This window comes from Roseovarius sp. SK2, assembly GCF_028807495.1.
GTDB lineage: Bacteria > Pseudomonadota > Alphaproteobacteria > Rhodobacterales > Rhodobacteraceae > Roseovarius > Roseovarius confluentis.
Map to the genome: position 1 here is coordinate 192450 of NZ_JARAMK010000002.1, position 21070 is coordinate 213519.

Here is a 21070-nt window from a genome sequence, read left to right on the forward strand (position 1 = left end):
ACCTGAACCTTGCGATTGCCGCGACCAGTAGCGAGCGCAAACTCGATCAAGCAACTACGACACGATAAGCGCCCCTTTCCCCTCGAGCGAACGGATCTCGTCTTGCGAATACCCATGCTCGGTCAAGATTTCCGCGCCATGCTGACCGAGCGTGGGCGCCGGGATGGTAACGGCGCCCGGGGTGCCGCTGAACTTGATCGGAAGCCCGATGGCCTTGACCGCGCCGGCCTCCGGATGATCGGTTTCCACGATCATGTCCCGTGCCAGGGCCTGCGGGTCGCGGTGCATCTCGGAGATGGTCATCACCGGCCCCGCGGGCAGGCCCGCGGCCTCCATCCGGTCCAGCCAGTCTTTCGTGTCTTGCTGTACGAAATGGCTTTCGAGAATCGGAACGAGCTCCTGCAGGTTTTGCATACGAGCGTGGTTGGTCTCGAATCGGGGATCGCTGCCGAGTTCGGGCGCGTCGAGGATCTCGAGCAGGCGCATCCAGTTGCGCTGGTTGGCGGCGCCCACATTGATCCAGCCGTCGCGCGTGCGGAACGATTGGTAAGGCGCGTTGAGCGGATGGGCCGAACCGAGTGCGCCCGGCGACTCGCCTGTGGCGAAAGCGATTGCGGATTGCCAGTACGTCAGGGAGATACCCGCCTCGAAGAGCGAGGTATCAACCATCTGTCCTTCGCCCGTCTTTTGGGCATGCGAATAGGCTGAAACGCACCCCAGGGCCGCTAGAAAACCAGCGGTGATATCTGAAATCGGCGCGCCCGGCTTGACCGGTGGACGGCCCGGCCCTTCGCCCGTGATCGACATCAGGCCCGACATGCCCTGCGCGATCAGGTCAAAGCCGCCACGCTCGGCATAGGGACCAGTGCGCCCAAACCCGGAGATTGCGCAATAGACCAGCTTCGGATTGCTTTTGCGCAGGCTTTCATAGCCGAGACCAAGCCGCTCCATCGTGTCGTGGCGATAGTTCTCGATCACCACGTCGGCACTTTCGAGAAGTTTGCGCAGGGCCGCGATAGCATCCGGTTCTTTAAGGTTCAGCGCGATGCCGCGCTTGTTGCGGTTCATCATCAGGTAGGCGGCGCTTTCGCCGTTGATGTCGGGCGGCAGAAAACGGCGACTGTCGTCGCCGTCCGGCTTTTCGACCTTGATCACGTCGGCGCCCATATCGGCGAGCATCATGCCGCAAGCAGGGCCGGCCATGATATGCGCCAGTTCGATGACTTTCATGCCGGCAAGGGGACCTTGGTTGCTCATTTTCCACTCCACTCGGGTTTGGTCTTGTTCAGGAAGGCTTCCAGCCCGTGCTTGAAATCCTCGCTCATGTAGCACATGGCGATAAGGTCCTTGTCCTCCACAGCGAGCGCCTCGCGATTGCGGCGCATCGCCTCCTTCGTGGCCCTCAGGGTCAGCGGCGCCATGTCCGCCAGGTGGTCGGCCAGTGCTTGGGCACGCTGCAGGAGAGCCTCTTCATCGGAAAGGACCTCGGAAACGAGGCCGGTCGCCAGGGCTTCGTCGGCGGTCATCAGGCGCGCGGTGAATATCATCTCGCGGACGCGCCCGGCGCCGATTAGCTCGCTCAGGCGGGCGAGGTTGCCGGCATTGAGGCAATTGCCCAGCGTCCGGGCGATGGGAAAGCCGAACTTCAGCTGCGCGCTCGCGATCCTGATGTCGCAGGCCGCGGCGATCGAGGCACCACCGCCGGTACAAGCGCCGTGGATGGCAGCCACGGTGGGCACGGGACAAGTATCCACGGCGGTCAGGATGCGGGTGATCTCGTTCTCGTAGTCATGCGCGTCCTGCGCCGTCTTGAAGCCGCGGAACTGCGTCATGTCCGTGCCCGCCGCGAAGGCCTTGCCGCCTGCGCCATGGATGACCACCGCGCGCACCGATCCGTCTGTCGGAACGTTGGCGCAGACGTCGGCCAATTCCTCGTACATGGCGAAGGTGAGGGCATTGCGCGCCTCGGGCCGGTTGAAAGCGATCCAGAGCGTGTTGTCGCGACGCTGGGAGTGAAGTTCGTTTGTCATCTTGAGAAGGTCTCCACGGAATTACGGGGATTTGCTGATCGGAAATCGAGCAGCATGCGGGGTGTGAGCAGGTCGGCGGGCCGAGGGTGGCGGCGGCGCGGCGCGTGCTCTTCCGGTACGGAAGGTGGCGCTGTCATCGCGGGGCCGGCGTTTCAGGCGTTTCGACGTCGAGAACGCCAGAGCCCAACGCCTTCAGGTGCGCCGCGAACTTGTTCATCATGTGCGTCTTCATTACCTGTCCAAGTCCTTTCGCATCGCGGTTGCGAAGTTTCTCCATGATCTCCTCATGCTCCTCGATCGCCTGTGCCCAGCGCTCTTCCGACAGGTTGACCATAAACCGTGCTCGGCGGATGCGTGCGCCGAGCATACGGTGGTGCAGTTCCAGGATATCGTTTCGCGCGCCCTTCAGCAGTGCGTTGTGGATGTCCTGATTGGCCTTGAAGTAGGTTTTGCGATTTCCGGCTTTGTATGCACTGACCATCGCGGCGTGCCTTTTCTCGATGCCTTGGACCTCGGCCTCGCTGAGGTTGCTGCAGGCCATCTCGCCGATGAGTTGTTCCAGCGCCGCGATGACGGGAAACGTGCTTTCGATCTCCGCGCGCGTCACCTCGGCAACGCGCGCGCCCCGGTTTGCCTGCAGGATGACAAGCCCCTCGGAGCCGAGCACCTTGAGCGCTTCGCGCAACGGCGTCCTCGAGACGCCGAAGGTTTCGCAAAGGTCCTTTTCGGGCACCTTCTCGCCCGGTTTGAGGGCATCTTCCACGATCAAGTTGCGCAATCGTTCAACCAGTTCCTGATGGAGGGTCTGGCGGGTGATATTTCCTCCCAAGCTCATGAAGGCCTCCTAATGATCGATGACCTGCTCCGGCAAGCGCGAGGCGTGCTGCCGCCGCGCGGAAGCACCGGCACGGCTTCTTCGCGGGTGATGTCCCTGATGGCCCCGATATCATTCACGCTGCGGGGGACAAGCACCGCGTCCGGAAACGTCTGGTAGATTGATGCGTCCGTTGCACAGCGTGCGCGCGCCGCGTCATTGGCCATTGCAGAACCTTCGACGGCAGCGCTCAGGCAGCTTGAAAGACGGCTGTTTTCACGCATGCAACTCTGATTTTCCTCCCTGTTCCGGGCGTGATCCTGAACGCGGAACTTTTTTGTTGACTGAATTATGAGTTCATAATTACGTTCGTGCAATACAAATTAGCGCCGGCCAACGTGCGCCACGGAGGACAAGTTGCGATGCGCCAAGCTGGCAGACACTTCCTGCAAATCCCCGGCCCAAGTGCTGTTCCCGATCGGATACTGAAGGCGATCGGACAGCAAACCATCGATCATCGCGGTCCCGATTTTGCCGATGTCGGCAAGAGGGCGCTGGACGGCATGAAGAGCATCTTCAAGACCGAACAGAACGTATTCATCTTCCCGGCCTCGGGCACCGGCGCGTGGGAGGCGGCACTGGTGAACACATTGTCGCCCGGCGACAAGGTACTGATGTTCGAGACCGGGCACTTCGCGACGCTGTGGAACAAGATGGCGCGCAAAATCGGGCTGGAGCCGGAGTTCCTGGAAGGCGACTGGCGCGGCGGGGCCGAGCCCGACCGAATCGAGGCGCGCCTGCGCGAGGACAAGGGCCACGAGATCAAGGCGGTCTGCGCGGTGCATAACGAGACCTCGACGGGGTCGGTTTCGCCCATCGCTGAAGTGCGCAAGGCGATCGACGCGGCGGGGCATCCGGCGCTTTTGATGGTCGACTCGATCTCGGGCCTCGCCTCAATCGACTTCCGCTTCGACGAATGGGGGGTGGATGTTTGCGTGTCGGGCTCGCAGAAGGGGCTGATGCTTCCACCAGGGCTGAGTTTCAATGCCGTGAGCGAGCGCGCGCTCGAGCATGCCAAGTCTGTGACCATGCCGCGCAGCTATTGGGACTGGCAGGACATGGTCGGGCCGAACGCAACGGGGTATTTTCCCTACACGCCCGGCACCAACCTGCTTTACGGTCTGAACGAAGCAATCGACATGCTGCACGAGGAAGGCCTGGACAACGTCTTTGCCCGCCATGCGCGCCATGGCGCCGCGACGCGGGCGGCGGTGCGAGCATGGGGCCTCGAGGTCCTCTGTGCCCGGCAGGGGCAGGAATCCGGGGTCCTGACCGCGGTGATGGTCCCTGAAGGGCATTCTGCCGATGCGTTCCGCGCAACAACGCTGAAACACTATGACATCTCGCTCGGCAATGGCCTGTCGAAAGTGGCCGACAAGGTGTTCCGCATCGGGCATCTGGGTGACTTCAACGATCTGATGCTGATGGCAACGCTGTCCGGTGTTGAAATGGGGCTGGGAAAAGCCGGCGTCCCGCACCAGTCTGGAGGCGCGCAAGCGGCGATGGACCACCTGAAGGAATCCGACAAGACGCGGTTTGCCGCGGAATAACGCTCTGGGAGGAGCATTTAGGGAGGAGAACCTATGACTATCAAAGCAACTATTCTGGCCAGCGTGGCCGCGATCGCCATGCCATTGGCGGCAACCGCCGCGGACCTGACACTGCGCTTCGGCCATGTCGGCAACCCCGGATCGCTCTTCGAGGCCTCCGCGGATGCCTTTGCCGAGTGCGCGAACGGCAAGCTGGGCGACAAGGCCGAAGTGCAGACTTTCGGCGCCAGCCAGCTGGGCAAGGACCGCGAGCTGCTGCAGAAGCTGAAGCTCGGACAGGTGGATTTCTCGCTGCCGTCGTCGGTGATGTCGTCGGTCGCGCCGGAATTCGGCGTTTTCGAGATGCCCTACATCGTCAAGGACCGCGATCACATGCGCCGCATTCAGGCCGAACTGGGTGACGTATTCCAGGCGGCGGCGCAGCGCGAGGGATACCGGATCATCGGTTACTTCGAGAACGGTTTCCGCCATATCACCAACAACATTCGTCCGATCAACAAGCCTGAGGACCTGGAAGGCGTCAAGCTGCGCACGCCGAACGGCGAGTGGCGTGTGAAGATGTTCCAGCTTTACGGCGCGAACCCATCGCCGATGGCGTTCTCGGAAGTCTTTACCGCGCTGCAGACCAACGTGATCGACGGGCAGGAAAACCCCTACGCTCAGATCGCATCGGCGAAGTTCCAGGAAGTGCAGAAGTACCTGTCGATCACGGGGCACGTCTACACGCCGGGTTATGTCCTCGTTGCCGAAAACCAGTGGCAGAAGCTGCCGGAAGATGTGCGCGCCGAACTCGAGGCGTGCGGTGCCGAGACGCAGGATTTTGTTTATGAGCACGCGGCGAAGCTGGAGACCGAGCTTCTCGAGGTAATCCGCGAGGCCGGCGTCGAGGTCAACGAGGCCGACAACCAGGCCTTCATCGATGCCTCAGCGCCGATCTACGAAGAGTTCTCTACGTCTGTCGAGGGCGGTGCGGAACTGATCGAGACAATTCAGAGCCTCGCGTCCGGCTCCTGACCCCGAATGCGCAGGGGGCCGTCAGCGGCCCCCTGCATACCTTGCTGCACGAGTTCATCACACGTCGGATGTAACAGTACCGGGTACGTTGCCCGGCAGGGACCAATCATGTTCAAATCACTGCGCAAATTCTTTGAAAGTGCCTTGGAGTACTTTCTGGTCTTCCTCATGGTCATCCTGACCGCAGTTGTTGTCGTCGCGGTGATCTACCGTCTTCTGGGGGCCAGCCTGGCCTGGTACGATGAGATTGCCGCCATCCTGCTGGCATGGATCACCTATTACGGCTCGGCGCTGGCCGCGTTGCGACGTCGCCATATCGGGTTCGATACCGTGCTGCTGGCGATCCCGATGCCTGCGCGCATGTGGGCGGTCGCGCTGGCCGAGGCCATCACCGCCGGCTTTTTCATCCTGCTGGCTTGGGCGGGCTTCACGGTACTGTCGATCCTCGGTGGCATGTCGCTTGTATCGGTCACATGGGTGCCGGTCAGCTTTACCCAATCGGTGATCCCGATCGGCGCGATTCTTTTCCTGATATGCCAAGCGCTGAGCCTGCCTGACTACTGGCGCAAAACGGCCGCGGGCGTGTCGCTCGAACATGCCGATATCGAAGAAGAGGTCGAAACAGAAATGAAGAAAGCGGGGAACGCCTGATGCTGATGCTCGGTATCTTCATCGCGATGGTCGTGATGATCTGTCTGAACGTGCCGATCGCGATTGCGCTGGCCGTGTCCGCGATCGGCGGGCTTCTGGTGCTCGAGGGCACCAACTCGCTCGTGAATGTCGCGCTGGACATGTATGGTGGCGCGACCAAGTTCTCTCTTATCGCGATCCCGATGTTCGTGCTGGCCGGCGCGATCATGAACGCGGGGGGCATCACCGACCGGCTGATCAATTTCGTGGCAGCCCTGATCGGCTTCATCCGGGGCGGGCTGGCCCATGTGAACATTGGCGTGTCTCTGTTCTTTGCCGAAATCTCCGGCTCGGCCGTCGCGGACGTCGCGGCGATGGGGTCGGTGCTGATCCCGCAGATGAAAAAACGGGGATACTCGGGCGCGCTGGCCGCGGCGGTGACCTCGTCTTCCGCATCGCTTGCGATCATCATTCCTCCGTCGATCCCGATGATCCTTTACGCAACCTCCGCCAATGTTTCGGTCGAGCAGCTTTTCGTGGCCGGCGTGGTTCCGGGCGTGATGGGCGCGGCAGGCCTGATGGGCGTCGCTTATTACTTCGCGCGCCGCTACGACCTGCCCCGCGAAGAGGCGTTTTCGGGCCGCCGCGTGTGGGAAACATTCGTTGATGCGCTGCCGACATTCGCGTTGCCGGTCATCATCCTCGGCGGCATCTTCGGCGGGTACGTCACGGCGACCGAGGCCGCGGGCCTTGCCGTTCTGGCGGCCATCGCGATTAGCCTTTGGTACCGTCAGGTGGATCTCAAACACCTGCAGCAGTCGATGCTCGACGGCGGCATGCAGACGGCCGTCGTCATGCTGCTCGTGGCGGCATCCGTGGTGATGGGCGGGTTTCTGACGCGCGCACAATATCCTCAGGAACTGGCGGCGGGGATCCTGAACATCACGGAAAACAAGTGGCTGATCCTGTTGATCCTGAACTTTTTCTTCCTCGTCATCGGCTTTTTCCTGCACTCGGCCGCCGCGATCATTCTCGTCGTGCCAATTGTCATTCCGCTGATCGAAGCTGTTGATATCAACCCGATTCACTTTGGCCTTGTTGTCACGCTGAACCTCGCCATCGGGCAACAAACGCCACCCGTCGCCAGTGTTCTGATCACGGCATGTGCGGTGGCGCGGGCGAACATATGGGAAGTGAGCAAGGTCAACATCTACTTCGTCGCCGTCCTGCTCACCGTGCTCCTGATGTGCACATACATTCCATCGATTCCGCTCTTCCTGGTGGATTATTTCTACAATTGAGGGCGAAGGTCTCGCCGGCTTGCATCACCTTGCAAGCCGGCGAGACGTTGAGGAGATGCTGACATGAACCTTGAACTTGCAAATGCACTGATCGTCTCTGCCTTGGAGTATCGGCGCGCGCATGACATGAAACCCCTCACGATTGCCGTCATAGATGCCGGAGGGCATCTTGTTGCACTTCAACGCGAGGACGGCACCAGCAACCTGCGACCCGAGATCGCACAGGGCAAGGCGAAAGGCGCAGTGGCAATGGGCCTCGGATCCCGAGCGCTGTACACGCGGGCACAGGAACAACCGTTCTTCATTGATGCCATGAACGCACTGAACCAAGGCCTGTTGGTTCCTGTTCCCGGTGGTGTCCTGATTTACCGTGACGAGAAGCTGATCGGGGCCATTGGTATCACAGGCGATTCATCGGATAACGATGAAGCATGCGCCGTGTCCGCTATAAACGTTCATGGATTGACTGCGCAAACAGGTTGAACCAACTCTGGTGTTCGCAGCCCGACGAGAGGTGTTTCCGGTGTGGCAATTCAAGGTCTGGCCCAGACACCCCTGCCTTCAAAGCAAAACGCCTCTACGGGATCGAACCCTATCCTCACGGGGCTGTCGGGCGTCATATCCTCAGAGAGAATTGATATTCCCCTACCGGCATTCGTCTCGAAGTGAAAACCCCACCAAATGTTTTTTAAAAATATCCGGTGGTGAAATACGGCCAATAGCTGGCTTTTCCGCAAGGCTGACGTAAACGCACCGCGCAGCGAACAACCGCTCTCCGCCCGCAGTCTCACTTGAGCGCTCAAGTTTCTTGAATGCCTATCCCAAACCGCACTCGTAGTTTGGCATGGGTACCCGGGAATTCACCCATAGCTAACCTTCTTTGGTGCAGCAAATGCTGTCGAAGACGTGGCACCAAACGGTGACAGGCCCACCCCGAGATGTCCACGGCACCGGCAGCCGACCAGATATAGGCCTAGCCGGTCCACCCAAGGCCAGAAGAAATCGAGTTCATGGATTGAAGCAACGGAATCGAGACCCGGTTCGGTTCATCCCGGGACCGTACATCGCGCAGCAATGACACCTGCAGCGCATTGATCCGGTCCAGACCGGGGCGTATCCGGTCAAAGCGGGCTCTCATGCGCGGGAAACGCTCGGCGATGGTCTTCTGGCCGGTCAGGAAGGTGATCCCCTCGCAGGCCAGCGCATATTCCTTGCGGACCGCGTCCGTGACACGCTTCCGGGTGTCGTCATCCGTAACCAGCGACGCATATTCCCAGGCGATGTCGAGGTCGCTTTGAAAGAGTGATTTCTCCACCTCGTCCACGATCAGCCGGAACAGCTTGGTTTTCTCGAACATGGCGCGAAGCGTCTCCTCGCCACGGGTGCCCTGGAACTTTCGAAACGACTCGATGGCAGAGCCGAACCCGTACCAGCCCGTGATCAGGTGCCGGTTCTGCGACCACGCGAACACCCATGGAATGGCCCGCAGGTCATCCAGCGACGCCGCGCCGAAACGACGCGCAGGCCGCGAGCCGATCTTCAGCATGGCCAGCTCCTCTACCGGGCTGGCCTGCTGGAAATAGTCGATGAAGCCGGGCATGTGCAGCAGCGTGGAATAGGCGGTCTGCGACAGGCCCGACAGCGCATCCAGCGCATCGTTGAATTCCGGCGCACGGGGCGGATCGTCCGCATCCGCCGTATGTTTCAGAACGCTCGAGGCCAGAAGCTCAAGATGCGCCGCCGCGGTGCCACGATTGGCATAATTGGCCGATACGACCTCGCCCTGCTCCGTCAGACGCATCCTGCCGTTCACGGTATCCGTCGGCTGGGCCGCGATGGCGCGGTCCATCGGGGCGCCGCCCCGGCTGACCGATCCGCCGCGCCCGTGAAAGAAGACAGGCTTCAGACCCTGCGACGCCAGGACCCGCGTGATCTTGCGCTGCGCCTGGTCCAGTTCGCAGGTCGAGCACACAAAGCCGCCGTCCTTGTTGCTGTCGGAATAGCCAAGCATGACCTCGATCAAGGGCCCGTCCCGCGTCAGGCTGCGTTTTGCCAGCGGCACCTTCAGCAGGTCGACAAGGATATCCGGCCCCGCCCTCAGGTCCTCGATGGTCTCGAACAATGGCACGACCTTGAGCTCCAGCGTCTCAGCACCAAAACCCGCGTACCGCGCCAGCAGGAATACCCCCAGCAGGTCGTCCGAGGAGCGGGTCATGGACAAAATGAACGGGCCGACCGCCGCCGGGTCCGGGCCGTACTGCCGCTTCGACATCAGGTTCAGCAGCTTGAGAAGCTCAACAGCCTGATCCGACAACGCGTTCTGGTCGGGCTCGGGCAGTTGCGGTTCCGCCAGCTCGGCCCGAAGCCGCTTCGACCATGCGGGGTCGCCATATTCCGGCACCTCGCCATCATCCCGGCTCCGCCAGATTTCGGTGATGGTGTCCGTCGTCACCGTGGAGTTCTGACGAATATCGAGCGTAAAGATGCTGAATCCGAAAACCGAGGCCCGCCAGCGGATCGGGCGAATGTAGCGGCGCGCCAACTGCCCCGCGTCGACTGACTCAAGTGCGTTTTCGATCATTTCCAGGTCGGCAATGAAATGGCTGATGTGCCGATATGATTCCAACCGATGCAGGATCGCCGACATCGCCTGGCGAAACAGTTCGTTGGGGTTACGATCATGCGTCGGCGATACCGAGGCAAGACGCTCGAGCCCGCCCTGCACCTCCGGATCAAGCGGCACGATCCTGTTGCTGATGCTCAGGCGTTCGGCCGCAATCCGCAGATGCCCCTTGTACATGTCCATCACCGCGTCGCGCGCCCGTTTCAGCGCGTGGGCGGTACTGTCGGCGGTGACGTTCGGGTTGCCGTCCCGGTCACCGCCGATCCAGGAATGAAAGCGGATGCAGGGGGACACCGCGTCAGATGTCCCGAACCTGTTCGTGGCGGCCTGCTCGAATTGCTCGAACACCTGCGGCACGGCGTCAAAGATCCCGTCGCGAAAGAACTGCAACCCCCATTCGATCTCGTCGCTAAGATCAGGGCGTTCCAGCCGCAACTCGCCCGTCATCCACAGCAGGTCGATCTCGCTCTCGATATCTGAAAGGATCGCGGCGCGTTCCCGGCTGGTCCAGCGTTGCGCCTCCAATGAAACCAGATTGCGATAGATCCTGCGGTGGATCTCCAGCACCGTGACACGCTTGGCTTCGGTCGGATGCGCCGTCAGGGTTGGGCCGACAGACAGGTTTTGCGATATCTCGGCAAAGCGTTCCCGCGTCAGATCCTCACGCGCCAGCGCCTGGGCAAAGCTGCTGGGAACGGTCTCTGCCCCGCTTTGCGTCTCGACGTGGCGCCGGTCCCGGATCGCGGCGTTTTCCTCCACGATCCGCAAAAGCTGAAACCAGATGTTCAGCGCCTGAAGATAGGGCACGGCACCAGGCCCTGCTGGAATCACGTGCTCAGTGTCGCTATGCGCCCACTCGGCCACATGCGGCGCGCGCCGCGTCAGCACGTTGCCCCAAAGATCGAAAAGCTCCCTGCGCAGGTCGGCGGCATAGGATTCGTCACTGTCGGTGACACCGCAGGCGGCGTTCAGCAAAACCGAAGGCATCAGTCTATGTCCCGGTTTTCGCGCAAACGGCGACCCGCATGCACGTGACGCCCGCCAGGCCTTGCGAAACAGCACCCGATGATATGTTCACACGTCCTGAAACAGATGCTTTCGCTTAGCCGCATGCCGTACATGACTTCCCTTCCCTTGGTATCGCTCACCAGCCGTCCCACACGCTCTCCTGCCACACGTTTCACCTGACTTTAGCGCAATGGCGCCCTGTTCCTCCGCGTGAGGCTACTGCCCATGTCCGTACATTGGCCTGCGGATTCCGACAGAACCCAACGTGAATCCACCTGCCCGGCGAGAATATGTGCCCCGGCAAGGTGCCACAGTGCCCCCGCGTCTGACTACCTACACTTGAGTGTGTAGTCTCTTCAGGCGACGCAACTCGGTTCGAGTGCTCTTGCCCCGACACAAGGCCGGCCCATGCTCAGCCTATACAAAATCCGGTATCTGCTTTCGCGGCAAAGCGGATGGGCATGCGCCACCGCTTCGACTCCAGCGGCACCAACCATCTAGCCCCCGTGACCGCTCGACGAAGACGGCAGGCATCGATCAACTGGTAAACAACCTCGGGCGCGATGAACGCGCTCGCCGGTCTTACGCCGCCGTCAATTATGGTCGCGCGGAATCCGGACGTCCCAGTCAAGCTCGCGGATGCAATCGCCGTTCAGGAACGCTTCAAGCCGCGCCGTGATCAGATAATCGCTGGCGGTGCAGGTCATTCGTGTCCGGGTGACGGTTTTCACGCTCCAATCCTCGCGCGCCATCTCGTGGGTCCACGTCACCTCGCCGGTGGCCGAAGTCGGATCTTCGGGCAAAATCGTGTAATGTTCCTTGGCCGCGGCCGCATGGAAATACCCCTGACTCCGGATCGTCGCCGCGCCCTCGTCGTCGGTCACCTCGATACTCAGCATTCCGGTGTCGACGTCCTCGTCCAGGCGCCAGGTCGCGCCCGGCGCACGTGTCACGTCCAATTCCAGCAATTCGGCCGATCGGGCCGGGCCGAAGGCATCGACCGCCTCGGGCGCGTCCGTGCGAATCGGCAGTTCCAGCACGCACTCTCCCGTCAGCATGGTCAGGGTCACCGGCTCCGGCGCGGGCCAGGCAACGGGAAAATAACTGGTCGAAACACCCAGCCGGATACGATGCCCCGCGCGGAAGGTCTGCGCGACATGCTTCATCGGCACGCGCACCGTGTACTTGCGCCCGGGTTCCAGGTTTTCCGGATGCTCGTGGCTGTCGCGATGCGTCAGGTTCAGCAAGCCATAGCTCACCCGTGTCGCCGCACCGTCGGGGGCCACGTCCATCAACCGCAGGGCCACCTGCGCCACCGGTTTGTCCACCTCGAACGTCAGGGTCAGCTCCGGATCGCCGACCATGTGGCAATCCTCGGTCAAGGGCGCCGTCTGGAACGTCAGGCTGCCCGCATCCTCGCGCCGCTGGTCGCCTGGCTGGTCCCCGGGATGCCCGTAAGAGCACCATTTGCCGCCATGCCGCCCGACCCAGAGCGGCGAGCAAATGTCCAGCGCGTCCTGTGGCCCCTCCGCGCCAAGACCCCCGTCGGAAGTCAGCGAAAACGCGCGGCGCTCCACGTTGGGCGACGGCCAGGCCGGCTCGTCGATCCAGACGCCCTCGCGCGTGTCATAATGCGTCTGTGGCGGGGCGTGATCCTGCAGGAACACACGCAGCTTCGGCTCATCCGCGATGCCCGTGTCCCGACCCTTCATCCACTGGTCCCACCAGCGCACTTCTTCAGTCAGCCAGTCGATGGCCGGGCCAGGCTCGCCCAGATGCGGATAGCGATGCGACCACGGGCCCACCAGCCCCTTCACCGGGCTCTTCAGGTTCTCCACCAGCCGGAACACCGCCCGGCAATAGCCGTCGGCCCAGCCGCTGACGGCATAGACCGGCACCTCGATATCCGAAAAATCCTCGCAGACAGATCCATGCTTCCAGAACGCGTCCCGCGTCTGGTGCTTCATCCAGTTCTCCAGCCACAGGCCCGACCCGTCCAGTCGCTCTTCCCACATCCCGCGCCAGCGGTCGCCCACATGCGCAGGGTCCGGCGGCAGGGTATTGATCCCGAACATCACCGATGCCCAGGACAGATGATCGCCCAGCAGCGTGCCGCCCATGTAGTGGATGTCATCGGCATAGCGGTCATCTGTCGAACAGATCGTGACCACCGCCTTCAGCGCCGGGGGCCGCAGCGCGGCAAGCTGCAGGCCGTTGAATCCGCCCCAGGAAATGCCGACGATCCCCACCCCGCCATCGCACCAGTCCTGCGCGGCGATCCACGCGATCACGTCGCATCCGTCCTGCAGCTCTTCTTCGGTATATTCGTCCGTCATCAACCCTTCGGACTCGCCCGTGCCACGCAGGTCGACGCGCACATAGGCATAGCCCTGCGCCGCCATCCAGGGCGCACGGGCATGGTCACGCTCGAGCGTCTTGTCATTCTTGCGATAGGGGATGAATTCAAGGATCGCCGGCACCGGCTCTGCCTCGGCGCCCTCCGGCATCCAGACCCGCGCCGCCAGCCGCGTGCCGTCCGGCATGGGGATTTCCAGATGCTCGATTTCGCGGATCGTCTGCGGCAGCGGATGGTCGATTATCATGAGAAACGCTCGGATCTAGGGGCGACGTGGTGTCCGAGCCCGCGTACCGCCCGCGCCGGCGGATGTCCAGCCGATGAAACCAACGCGCCCCATCCCGGGCCTGACCCGGGATCTCGTTCTGACCGGGATGCCGCCAGGATCTCCTCTCAGCTTATTCCACGATATCCGTAAACTCGTAGTTCAGCTTCTTCATCACCTGCTCGTAGTTCCAAAGCAGCTTGGATTGTTTCTGCGCGCCCATCCAGACCGACGCCACCGCATAACTGTAGGCGTCCTGCTCCGGCAGTTCCGACAGTTTGGACCCCTTGCTGACGTAAGAGGTGATGCGTGTCCCCTCCACTTGCTCGGCCGCGACCTCCACTTCGGCGCGTGACGGCGCACGGGCCACGGTCGCGTCATTGAAGAACACCCGGTAGAAGAATTCCGCCGCGACGGTTTCCGGCCCCTCGCCCTTCGGCATGTCCGGCTTGCGGCCCAGGCCAAGGTCGACCGTCACCTGCTGGTGGCTGACCCCGTCGACCATCTCGAAAAGGTCGCAGTGGGATTGCGCGATGCGCGTGTTGATCTCCAGCAGCCAGATCTGGTTCTGCACCTCGTCCCAGTAATACTCGATATTAAAGCCGGCATTGTCATAGCCGATGTGCTTCATCACCGTCTTGGTGATCTCAGCCATCTGTTCCTGGATGCGCGGCGGCAGGGTGGACGGGTAGAGATAGTAGAAAAAGCTCAGAACCTGCGGATAACGGATCGAATCCACCGTGCCGTAGGGCACGACCTCGCCGTCATGCACATAGCCCTCGACGGTACATTGCCGCCCGCCGATCACCCGCTCGGCCATGCAGTAATGCCCTTCCACCGTCTTGACGTCTTCGGGCAGGTTCGCCTTGTTCAGGATATAATTGAATGGCTCGGAAATCTCGTTGATCTCGGCGCGAAAGGCTTCGGTCGCATAGGCGAAGTCCTCGGGGCTGTCGATGCGAAAGCCCAGACGCGAGCCGGAAGACTTGATCGGCTTCACGAAGAACGGAAAGCGCAGACCCGCCTCGCCAATCTTGGACAGAGCCTCGTCGTCGAACGGGTCAAAAGCGGTGAAGTTGGGCGTATGATCGGGGATAACCTCGGCCATGACCTTGCGTGACCAATACTTGTGCTCGCACTTCAGAAGCGATTCCAGCGACGCGTTCCGCGTACCGTATTTCTCGCACAGAAGAGGCAGCATGGTGGACACGGGGAAGTCGATATAGCCCACGATAGCATCAATCGAGCCGTCGAACGCATCCAGTGTCTCCTCGGCCCGACGCAGCATGTCGGGAATGTCGAAAATCTGGGTGTCGGAGACTTCCGCGGAGGTGAGCAACGGATGGAAATTCACGTCCTCGACGCCGCGAAGGCGCTTCAATCGCGCCGCATTAAGTTCGTTCATTCCAACGACGAAAACGTTTTTTGTCATATCACTCCCTCGGTTATCAACGCCGTTGAGCCGGCGTTGTTCCCTTTCGATTGCGCAACGCTGGCTCAGGTCTGGCCCAGGTCCGACTGCGCTCCGTAGCTGCGCCCTTTCAGGCGCTCTGTCGCACCTTCGATGTCGTCGACAAGCAGCAACAGGAAATCACCGGGCTTCGCGTCACCGATGGCACGATCCATCGCGGCTTGCTCGTCCATGATAAGCTCGACCGTCCCGGCGGATCCGGCGTCTTTCGCGCCCTTCTCGATCAGCCCGGCGGTCTCGCCTTCGCTGCGCCCGCGCGCATCGGTCTCGTAAATGTAGACCGTATCGCACATCTTCGCCAGTTGCGCGCCCAGCGCCGCAAGGTCCTCGTCCCGGCGGTTGCCCGGGGCCGTGGCCACGGCGATCTTGCGCTGCTGCCCCAGGCCGTTGACCAGCGGTTCCAGCGCCTCCAGCGCCGGAACGTTATGGCCATAGTCGATCAGGCATTTGACGCCATCGGCCTCGAAATAGTTGGTCCGCCCCGGCATCTGCGCCGGTGTCGGGTGGAAGCTCAGCAGCCCGGCGCGGATATCGTCGATCTCCAGACCGTGCGCCAGCGCGGCAGCTGTGGCCGCCATGGCGTTCTGCACGTTGAAGGGCGCGTGCCCCTCGAACGAAATCGGGACGTCGTTGACCGCCGCCACCTCGACCTCGACCTGGCCGCGCAACAGCACGATCCGGCCCTGGCGCACGGTGATGACCATCTTGTGGTCGGCCAGGTGTTGCTTGAGGTCCGGATTTTCGGGGTCCATCGTGAAATAGATGATCTCGCCCCGCGCCCAGTAGGTGCCCTGGTCCATCACCAGCGGATCGTCGGCGTTCAGCACGCAGAAGCCGCCGATCTTCTTGACGGCGTCGACCACCACGGTCTTGCACCGCGCCAGTTCCTCCAGCGTGTGGATGTCGCGCTCGCCCAGATGGTCCGACGCGATGTTCAGCAGAACGCCCACATCGCATTCGTCAAACCCGAGCCCCCGGCGCATGATCCCGCCGCGCGCAACCTCGAGCACGGCGTGTTCTACCGTTGGTTCCCGCAGCACCGCGTGTGCGGCGGCGGGGCCGGAATAGTCGCCCCGCAGGATGACGTGATTGTCGATCTCGATCGTACCGGTACAGCCCATGCCCACCGAATTGCCCGCCTGCCGCAGGATATGCGTGATCAGGCGCGTCGTCGTGGTCTTGCCGTTGGTGCCGGTGATCGCGGTGATCGGGATGCGCCCGTCATCCGTCGGGTCCGGGAACAGCATGTCGACAACGGCCTCGCCCACCGGCCGCGGCGTGCCGTGCGTGGGCGCCATATGCATCCGAAAGCCGGGGCCCGCATTGACCTCGACCACCCCGGCCGATTGCTGGTCCAGCGGCTTGGACAAGGTTTCGGCCAGCATGTCGATCCCGATGATATCCAGACCGACAATCCGTCCGATCCGTTCCATCGCGAACTTGATCTCGGGATGCACCTCGTCGGTCAGATCCGTCGCGGTGCCGCCGGTCGAGATATTGGCGGTGGATTTCAGATAGACGATGTCGCCCTTGGCAGGAACGGAGTCGAGCGTCAGCTCGGCCTGCTCCAGCAGGCGCATCGTCTGTTCGTCCACGATGATCTGGGTCAACAGGTTCTCGTGCCCCACACCGCGGCGCGGGTCCTCGTTTTCCTTGTCGATCAGCTGCTGGATGGTGGATTTGCCGTCACCTTCGACATGCGCCGGACGGCGGCGGGCGGCGGCTATCATCTTGCCTCCGACCACCAGAATGCGGTGATCTTCTCCCTTGATGTAGCTCTCTACGATGACCGCGCCGTAATCGTCGCGACAGCGCGCCAGCGCGGCCTCGTAGCCCGATTTCAGCTCTTCCTCGTTGGTGATGTCCGTGGTCACGCCCCGCCCGTGATTGCCCGACAGCGGCTTGGTGACCACCGGCCAGCCGATCCAGTCAGCGGCATCCTTGATCTCGTCCCAGGAATAACAGATGTAGCCCTTGGGCACCGCCACGCCGGCATCATCGAGCACCTGCTTGGTCCATTCCTTGTCGTCGGCAATCGAGTGGCCAATGATCCCCGACGCATCTGTCACGGTCGCCTGGAACTTGCGTTGCTTCACGCCGTGGCCCAGCTGGGTATAGCTGGTGCCCTCGGTCAGGTTGTACCAGGGAATGTTGCGCGCCTTCGCGGCGTTCACGATCGACCCGGTCGACGGTCCCAGCGCGTTCGCGTCCCGCACCTCTTTCAGCCGATCGATCACCGGCTCAAGGTCCACGTCCTTGCCGTCGTAAAGCGCCTGGACGATCTCGACCGCCTCTTCGCCGCAGGCCAGTCCGCTCGCTTCGTCGCGATAGCGGTAGACAACGTGGTACACGCCCTTGTCGTAGCTATCGACGGTCTTGCCGTAGCCCACCGAAAAGCCGATCAGGTTCTGCAATTCGATCGCCACATGTTCGACCATGTGACCGGCCCAGGTGCCGTCTTTCACCCGGGACAAGAACCCACCGGCCTCTCCTACCGAGCAACGATGTTCATAGATCGTGGGAATGAGCGCTTGCAGCTTGTCTGCAATACCATCGACCTTGTCACTCGGCCGGTCTTCTAGTTCCTCGATGTCCAGCCGCATATAGATCGACTGGTAGCGGCTGTAGTAGTTCGGTCCGCGCAGCGCACGGTGTTCAAGTATACGCATCCTTCAGCTCCAGGCTCTCGGCCCCAAGCTGTTTGGCACTCAGGACCTGCCGGTCCGCCAGGTTGTATCCATCACCCTCGACCAGCGCATGCATCACGACGTTGTGGACGCTCACCGCCTCACCGTCTGATAGATCAAATACATTGCAACTGGATATTCTCGAACTGTCAACGAGGATTACGTGACCGGGCCCAAAGGCCTTAATTACACCGTTCTCGAACAATACTGCGGCATCCTCGCCCAACCCGATCCCCAGGTATTCGGGGTTGGTGGCCCCCACTTCCATCAGCCGCGAAAAGCGGCCGCGTTCCAGAAAATGGGTGTCGATGATGACCCCTTCGATCAGGCCGAAGCCGGCGCTCATCTTGACCGCGCCCTTGCGAAGGCTGTCGATAGCGCTGCCGCCATAAACCATGGTCGTCGACTGGCAGGCCGCGCCGGCGCTGGTCCCGGCGATCACGGCGCCCTCGTGGTAAATGGATCGGATCGCCTCCAGCGCCGCCGAGGCGCCGAAAATGCTGGTCAGACGCATCTGGTCGCCGCCCGAGATGAAAAGAACGTCGCAATTGCGGATCATTTCGACCATCTTGGCATCGTCGGCGTCGGACCGCTCGCGGATGCGCACATCCAGCACTTCGGCGGCGCCCAGCGCGTTGAACGCCTCCTCGTAGGCTGGGAAGACCTCATCGGGGATGCTGCTGGCGGTGGTGATCACACCGACCACCGGCGCCTCGGCAGATGACAACTTCAGGACTCGTCCAAGAATGGCCGCCTTCGCCGATTTGTCTTCGGCGCCACCAATTGCGACAAGTTTGCCCCGGGGCCTCGGTTTCACGGACATATCCATCGAGTAACTCCATCCATCTCTGGATTCTTATCTATATGTTGTGGATGTTACCATCCCGTTCACAAGAATGTCACGTTAACCAAGCCCCGCAACTGCAAAAGCGGTCGCAACGTCACGAATCCCGCGTTATGTGGGATTCTCGGCAACCAAAGCCCGCCAAAACGGCAGAAAACAACGCAGGAGCGAGAAATGGCTGACGGATTCGCACTGGCAATTCACGGTGGCGCAGGGGTTCTGCCCCGATCGGAAATGAGCGCAGAGCGTGAAGCGGCCTGCCATGCCGCGCTTGCCCGCGTTCTGGAGGCAGGTGAGTCGGTGCTGGCGGCCGATGGCACCGCGCTCGATGCCGTCGCCGCCGCCGTGCGCGCGCTGGAGGACGAGCCGCTGTTCAATGCCGGGCGCGGTGCCGTCTTTACCCGTGCAGGAACACACGAGATGGACGCCGCCATCATGGACGGGCGCGACCGCCGTGCGGGGGCCGTGGCGGGTATCTGCGGCCCGCGCCACCCGATCGATGCCGCCCGCGCGGTCATGGAACATACCTCGCATGTGCTCATGGCCGGAGAAGGCGCACACGACGTCGCCCGCGAGGCCGGCCTGCCGTTCGAGGAAGAGCGTTATTTCTTCACACAGGAACGTTGGGACACGCTGCAAGAGACCTTGCAGATGGAAGCCGACGGCACGCTCGACGACGACCCCTCCCGCCGTCACGGCACTGTTGGCGCCGTGGCCCGCGACCGCGCGGGCAACCTCGCCGCCGCCACCTCCACCGGCGGCATGACGGCCAAGAGCGCCGGACGCATCGGCGACAGCCCCCTGATCGGTGCCGGCACGCTCGCTCTCAACGAAAGCTGCGCGGTCTCCGCCACCGGCGATGGCGAGGCGTTCATCCGCTTGTCCGTCGCACATGAAATCGACGCCCGCATCCGGTTGGCCGGCCAGACCGTCACCGACGCTGCGGCGCAGGTGGTGATGCAGGATCTCGTGGCGATAGGGGGATCGGGCGGTCTCATTGCCATCGGCGCGGACGGCACCGTCACCATGCCCTTCAACTGCGAAGGCATGTATCGCGGGCAGTCGGTCGAAGGTAGGAGCCGCGACACCTTGATCTACTGATCGGGTCCTCCGCGCGCGACGCTGTCCGCCTGCCTCAGGAGGCCCTCCGGCTTTCGATCTCCTCGTTCAGCCGGTCCAACTCGCGGTCGTCCTCTGGCAGGCCTTCGCGCGAGAGCAGCACGGCCACCTTCCGCAATTGCGGCACATGGCTGCAAATCACCAGCAGCATCACCATGATCGGTACCGACAGGAACATCCCCGGAATGCCCCAGACCGCGCCCCAGAACGCCAGGCTGATGATGATCCCGAACGATGACAAGCGCAGCGCCCGTCCCATCAGCCACGGGTCGATCACGTTGCCGTTCACGAACTGGATGATCCCGGTCATCACGAACAGCCCCGCCGTCACCGATGCCTCGCCCGTCTCGACATAGCCCACCAGCGCCACCATGCCGGTGGCCACGATCGACCCGATATTGGGAATGTAGTTCAGGATGAAGGTCAGGATGCCCAGTGACAGCGCCAGCTCGATCCCGAAGAACGTCGCGACTGCGTACACCATGGCCCCGGTGATCAGGCTGACCAGCGACTTGATCAGCAGGTAATAATTCACCCGGTGAATGATCGAGTTGAAGATCCGGTTCGCCCGCTCCGCCTGCGCCGGATCGTCAAAGAAGTTCGACATCTTGGTCCCGAACCATATCCGCTCCGCGAACAGGAAGCCGAAGAAAAGGATGACCAGCACCGTGCCCTGCATCAGGCTGCCCGCCTGTCCGGCCACGGTCCGCACGTATCCCGACACTTCTACACTGTTGAGCGAGTTCAGCACCGCCCGTTCCACGTCCTCGCCCATCCACGCGAACAGCGACGCCACCGCCGACGGCGCACGCTCGGCATAGGACAGCGTCGTGCCCAGGACCGTGTTCAATTGTGCCAGGATGATCGACGACAACAGCAGCAGCGCCGTCGAGATCAGCAAGAGCGCCACGATGGACGCCAGCCAGTTGGGAATGCGGAACCGCCCGATGCTCTGCCGCGCGATCAGCCGGATCACGTCCGAGGTCAGCGTGAACAGGATCACGGCCACCGCCAGCGAAATCAGGATGAAGCGGGCCTGCACCAGCAGGAACAGCACCACGGCGAAGGCGATGATCACCAACGCCACCGTCCGGACCTGAGAATATTTCTGCGTGTCCCCCAAGTGCCCTTTCAACGGCTCGAGTTCTCTTATCTTACCTGACGTCATATTCCCTCTTGCGGCTATGAGCAATCGCCCTGCCCTGCGCGTTTTGCTCCAATCGCACCTCCAGCCGGCCGCAAAGGCGCTGCGTCGATACCGCGCGTTACGGCGTTTGCTGACCATACGCCATCACGCG

General features: G+C 62.1%; 15 protein-coding genes. 6 read left to right on the top strand and 9 right to left on the bottom strand.

Features of this window, described 5'->3' with window-relative positions; translation table 11 throughout:
• Positions 1-54: 54 nt before the first annotated feature.
• The 3 genes from PVV74_RS05220 to PVV74_RS05230 form a co-directional block, all read right to left on the bottom strand.
• The gene (locus PVV74_RS05220; RefSeq protein ID WP_274592487.1) at positions 55-1257 is read right to left on the bottom strand and encodes a CaiB/BaiF CoA transferase family protein; all 1203 of its coding nucleotides are present in this window, start codon (positions 1255-1257) and stop codon (positions 55-57) included.
• Positions 1254-2030, bottom strand: a complete 777-nt coding sequence (locus PVV74_RS05225) for an enoyl-CoA hydratase/isomerase family protein (protein ID WP_274592488.1) — start codon at positions 2028-2030, stop codon at positions 1254-1256. Before PVV74_RS05225 ends, PVV74_RS05220 begins: the two co-directional genes overlap by 4 nt.
• Positions 2031-2163: 133 nt before the next feature.
• Positions 2164-2865 carry a GntR family transcriptional regulator gene (locus PVV74_RS05230; RefSeq protein WP_274592489.1) on the bottom strand — a complete coding sequence of 234 codons (702 nt, stop codon included), beginning with the start codon at positions 2863-2865 and terminating at the stop codon, positions 2164-2166.
• A 401-nt stretch (positions 2866-3266) separates the two neighbouring features.
• Here PVV74_RS05230 and PVV74_RS05235 point away from each other — a divergent pair, with 401 nt between their 5' ends.
• The 5 genes from PVV74_RS05235 (at position 3267) to PVV74_RS05255 (ending at position 7882) form a co-directional block, all read left to right on the top strand.
• Positions 3267-4454: a pyridoxal-phosphate-dependent aminotransferase family protein gene (locus PVV74_RS05235; protein ID WP_274592490.1), complete on the top strand. Its 1188-nt coding sequence runs from the start codon at positions 3267-3269 to the stop codon at positions 4452-4454.
• A gap of 33 nt (positions 4455-4487) precedes the next feature.
• Positions 4488-5468: a TRAP transporter substrate-binding protein gene (locus tag PVV74_RS05240; RefSeq protein WP_103762297.1), complete on the top strand. Its 981-nt coding sequence runs from the start codon at positions 4488-4490 to the stop codon at positions 5466-5468.
• Positions 5469-5576: 108 nt separating this feature from the next.
• On the top strand, positions 5577-6119 hold the full coding sequence (locus PVV74_RS05245; RefSeq protein WP_103762296.1) for a TRAP transporter small permease: 543 nt from the start codon (positions 5577-5579) through the stop codon (positions 6117-6119).
• Positions 6119-7399: a TRAP transporter large permease gene (locus PVV74_RS05250; RefSeq protein ID WP_103762295.1), complete on the top strand. Its 1281-nt coding sequence runs from the start codon at positions 6119-6121 to the stop codon at positions 7397-7399. Before PVV74_RS05245 ends, PVV74_RS05250 begins: the two co-directional genes overlap by 1 nt.
• 63 nt (positions 7400-7462) lie before the next feature.
• Positions 7463-7882: a GlcG/HbpS family heme-binding protein gene (locus tag PVV74_RS05255; protein WP_274592491.1), complete on the top strand. Its 420-nt coding sequence runs from the start codon at positions 7463-7465 to the stop codon at positions 7880-7882.
• 490 nt (positions 7883-8372) lie between these two features.
• Here the strand turns inward: PVV74_RS05255 and PVV74_RS05260 are convergent, their stop codons facing one another.
• From PVV74_RS05260 to PVV74_RS05280, 5 genes are all read right to left on the bottom strand, one after another.
• Complete coding sequence (locus PVV74_RS05260; RefSeq protein ID WP_274592492.1) at positions 8373-11009, bottom strand: phosphoenolpyruvate carboxylase; 2637 nt, start codon at positions 11007-11009, stop codon at positions 8373-8375.
• 614 nt (positions 11010-11623) lie between these two features.
• Positions 11624-13633, bottom strand: coding sequence for a CocE/NonD family hydrolase (locus PVV74_RS05265; protein WP_274592493.1), 2010 nt, complete (start codon positions 13631-13633; stop codon positions 11624-11626).
• Between the two features lie 151 nt (positions 13634-13784).
• Entirely contained in the window at positions 13785-15083 is a 1299-nt protein-coding gene (locus tag PVV74_RS05270) for an ATP-grasp domain-containing protein (protein ID WP_103762292.1), read from the bottom strand.
• 65 nt (positions 15084-15148) lie between these two features.
• Positions 15149-17791, bottom strand: coding sequence for a cyanophycin synthetase (gene cphA / locus PVV74_RS05275; protein WP_274592494.1), 2643 nt, complete (start codon positions 17789-17791; stop codon positions 15149-15151).
• Entirely contained in the window at positions 17778-18638 is an 861-nt protein-coding gene (locus tag PVV74_RS05280; protein WP_103762290.1) for a cyanophycinase, read from the bottom strand. The genes cphA and PVV74_RS05280 overlap by 14 nt, the downstream gene beginning before the upstream one ends.
• Positions 18639-18827: 189 nt before the next feature.
• On the opposite strand from PVV74_RS05280, the gene PVV74_RS05285 reads away from it, so the two are divergent.
• The gene (locus tag PVV74_RS05285) at positions 18828-19754 is read left to right on the top strand and encodes an isoaspartyl peptidase/L-asparaginase family protein (RefSeq protein ID WP_274592495.1); all 927 of its coding nucleotides are present in this window, start codon (positions 18828-18830) and stop codon (positions 19752-19754) included.
• A 34-nt stretch (positions 19755-19788) separates the two neighbouring features.
• Here PVV74_RS05285 and PVV74_RS05290 read toward each other — a convergent pair whose 3' ends face one another.
• On the bottom strand, positions 19789-20940 hold the full coding sequence (locus PVV74_RS05290) for an AI-2E family transporter (RefSeq protein ID WP_103762288.1): 1152 nt from the start codon (positions 20938-20940) through the stop codon (positions 19789-19791).
• Positions 20941-21070: the final 130 nt, after the last annotated feature.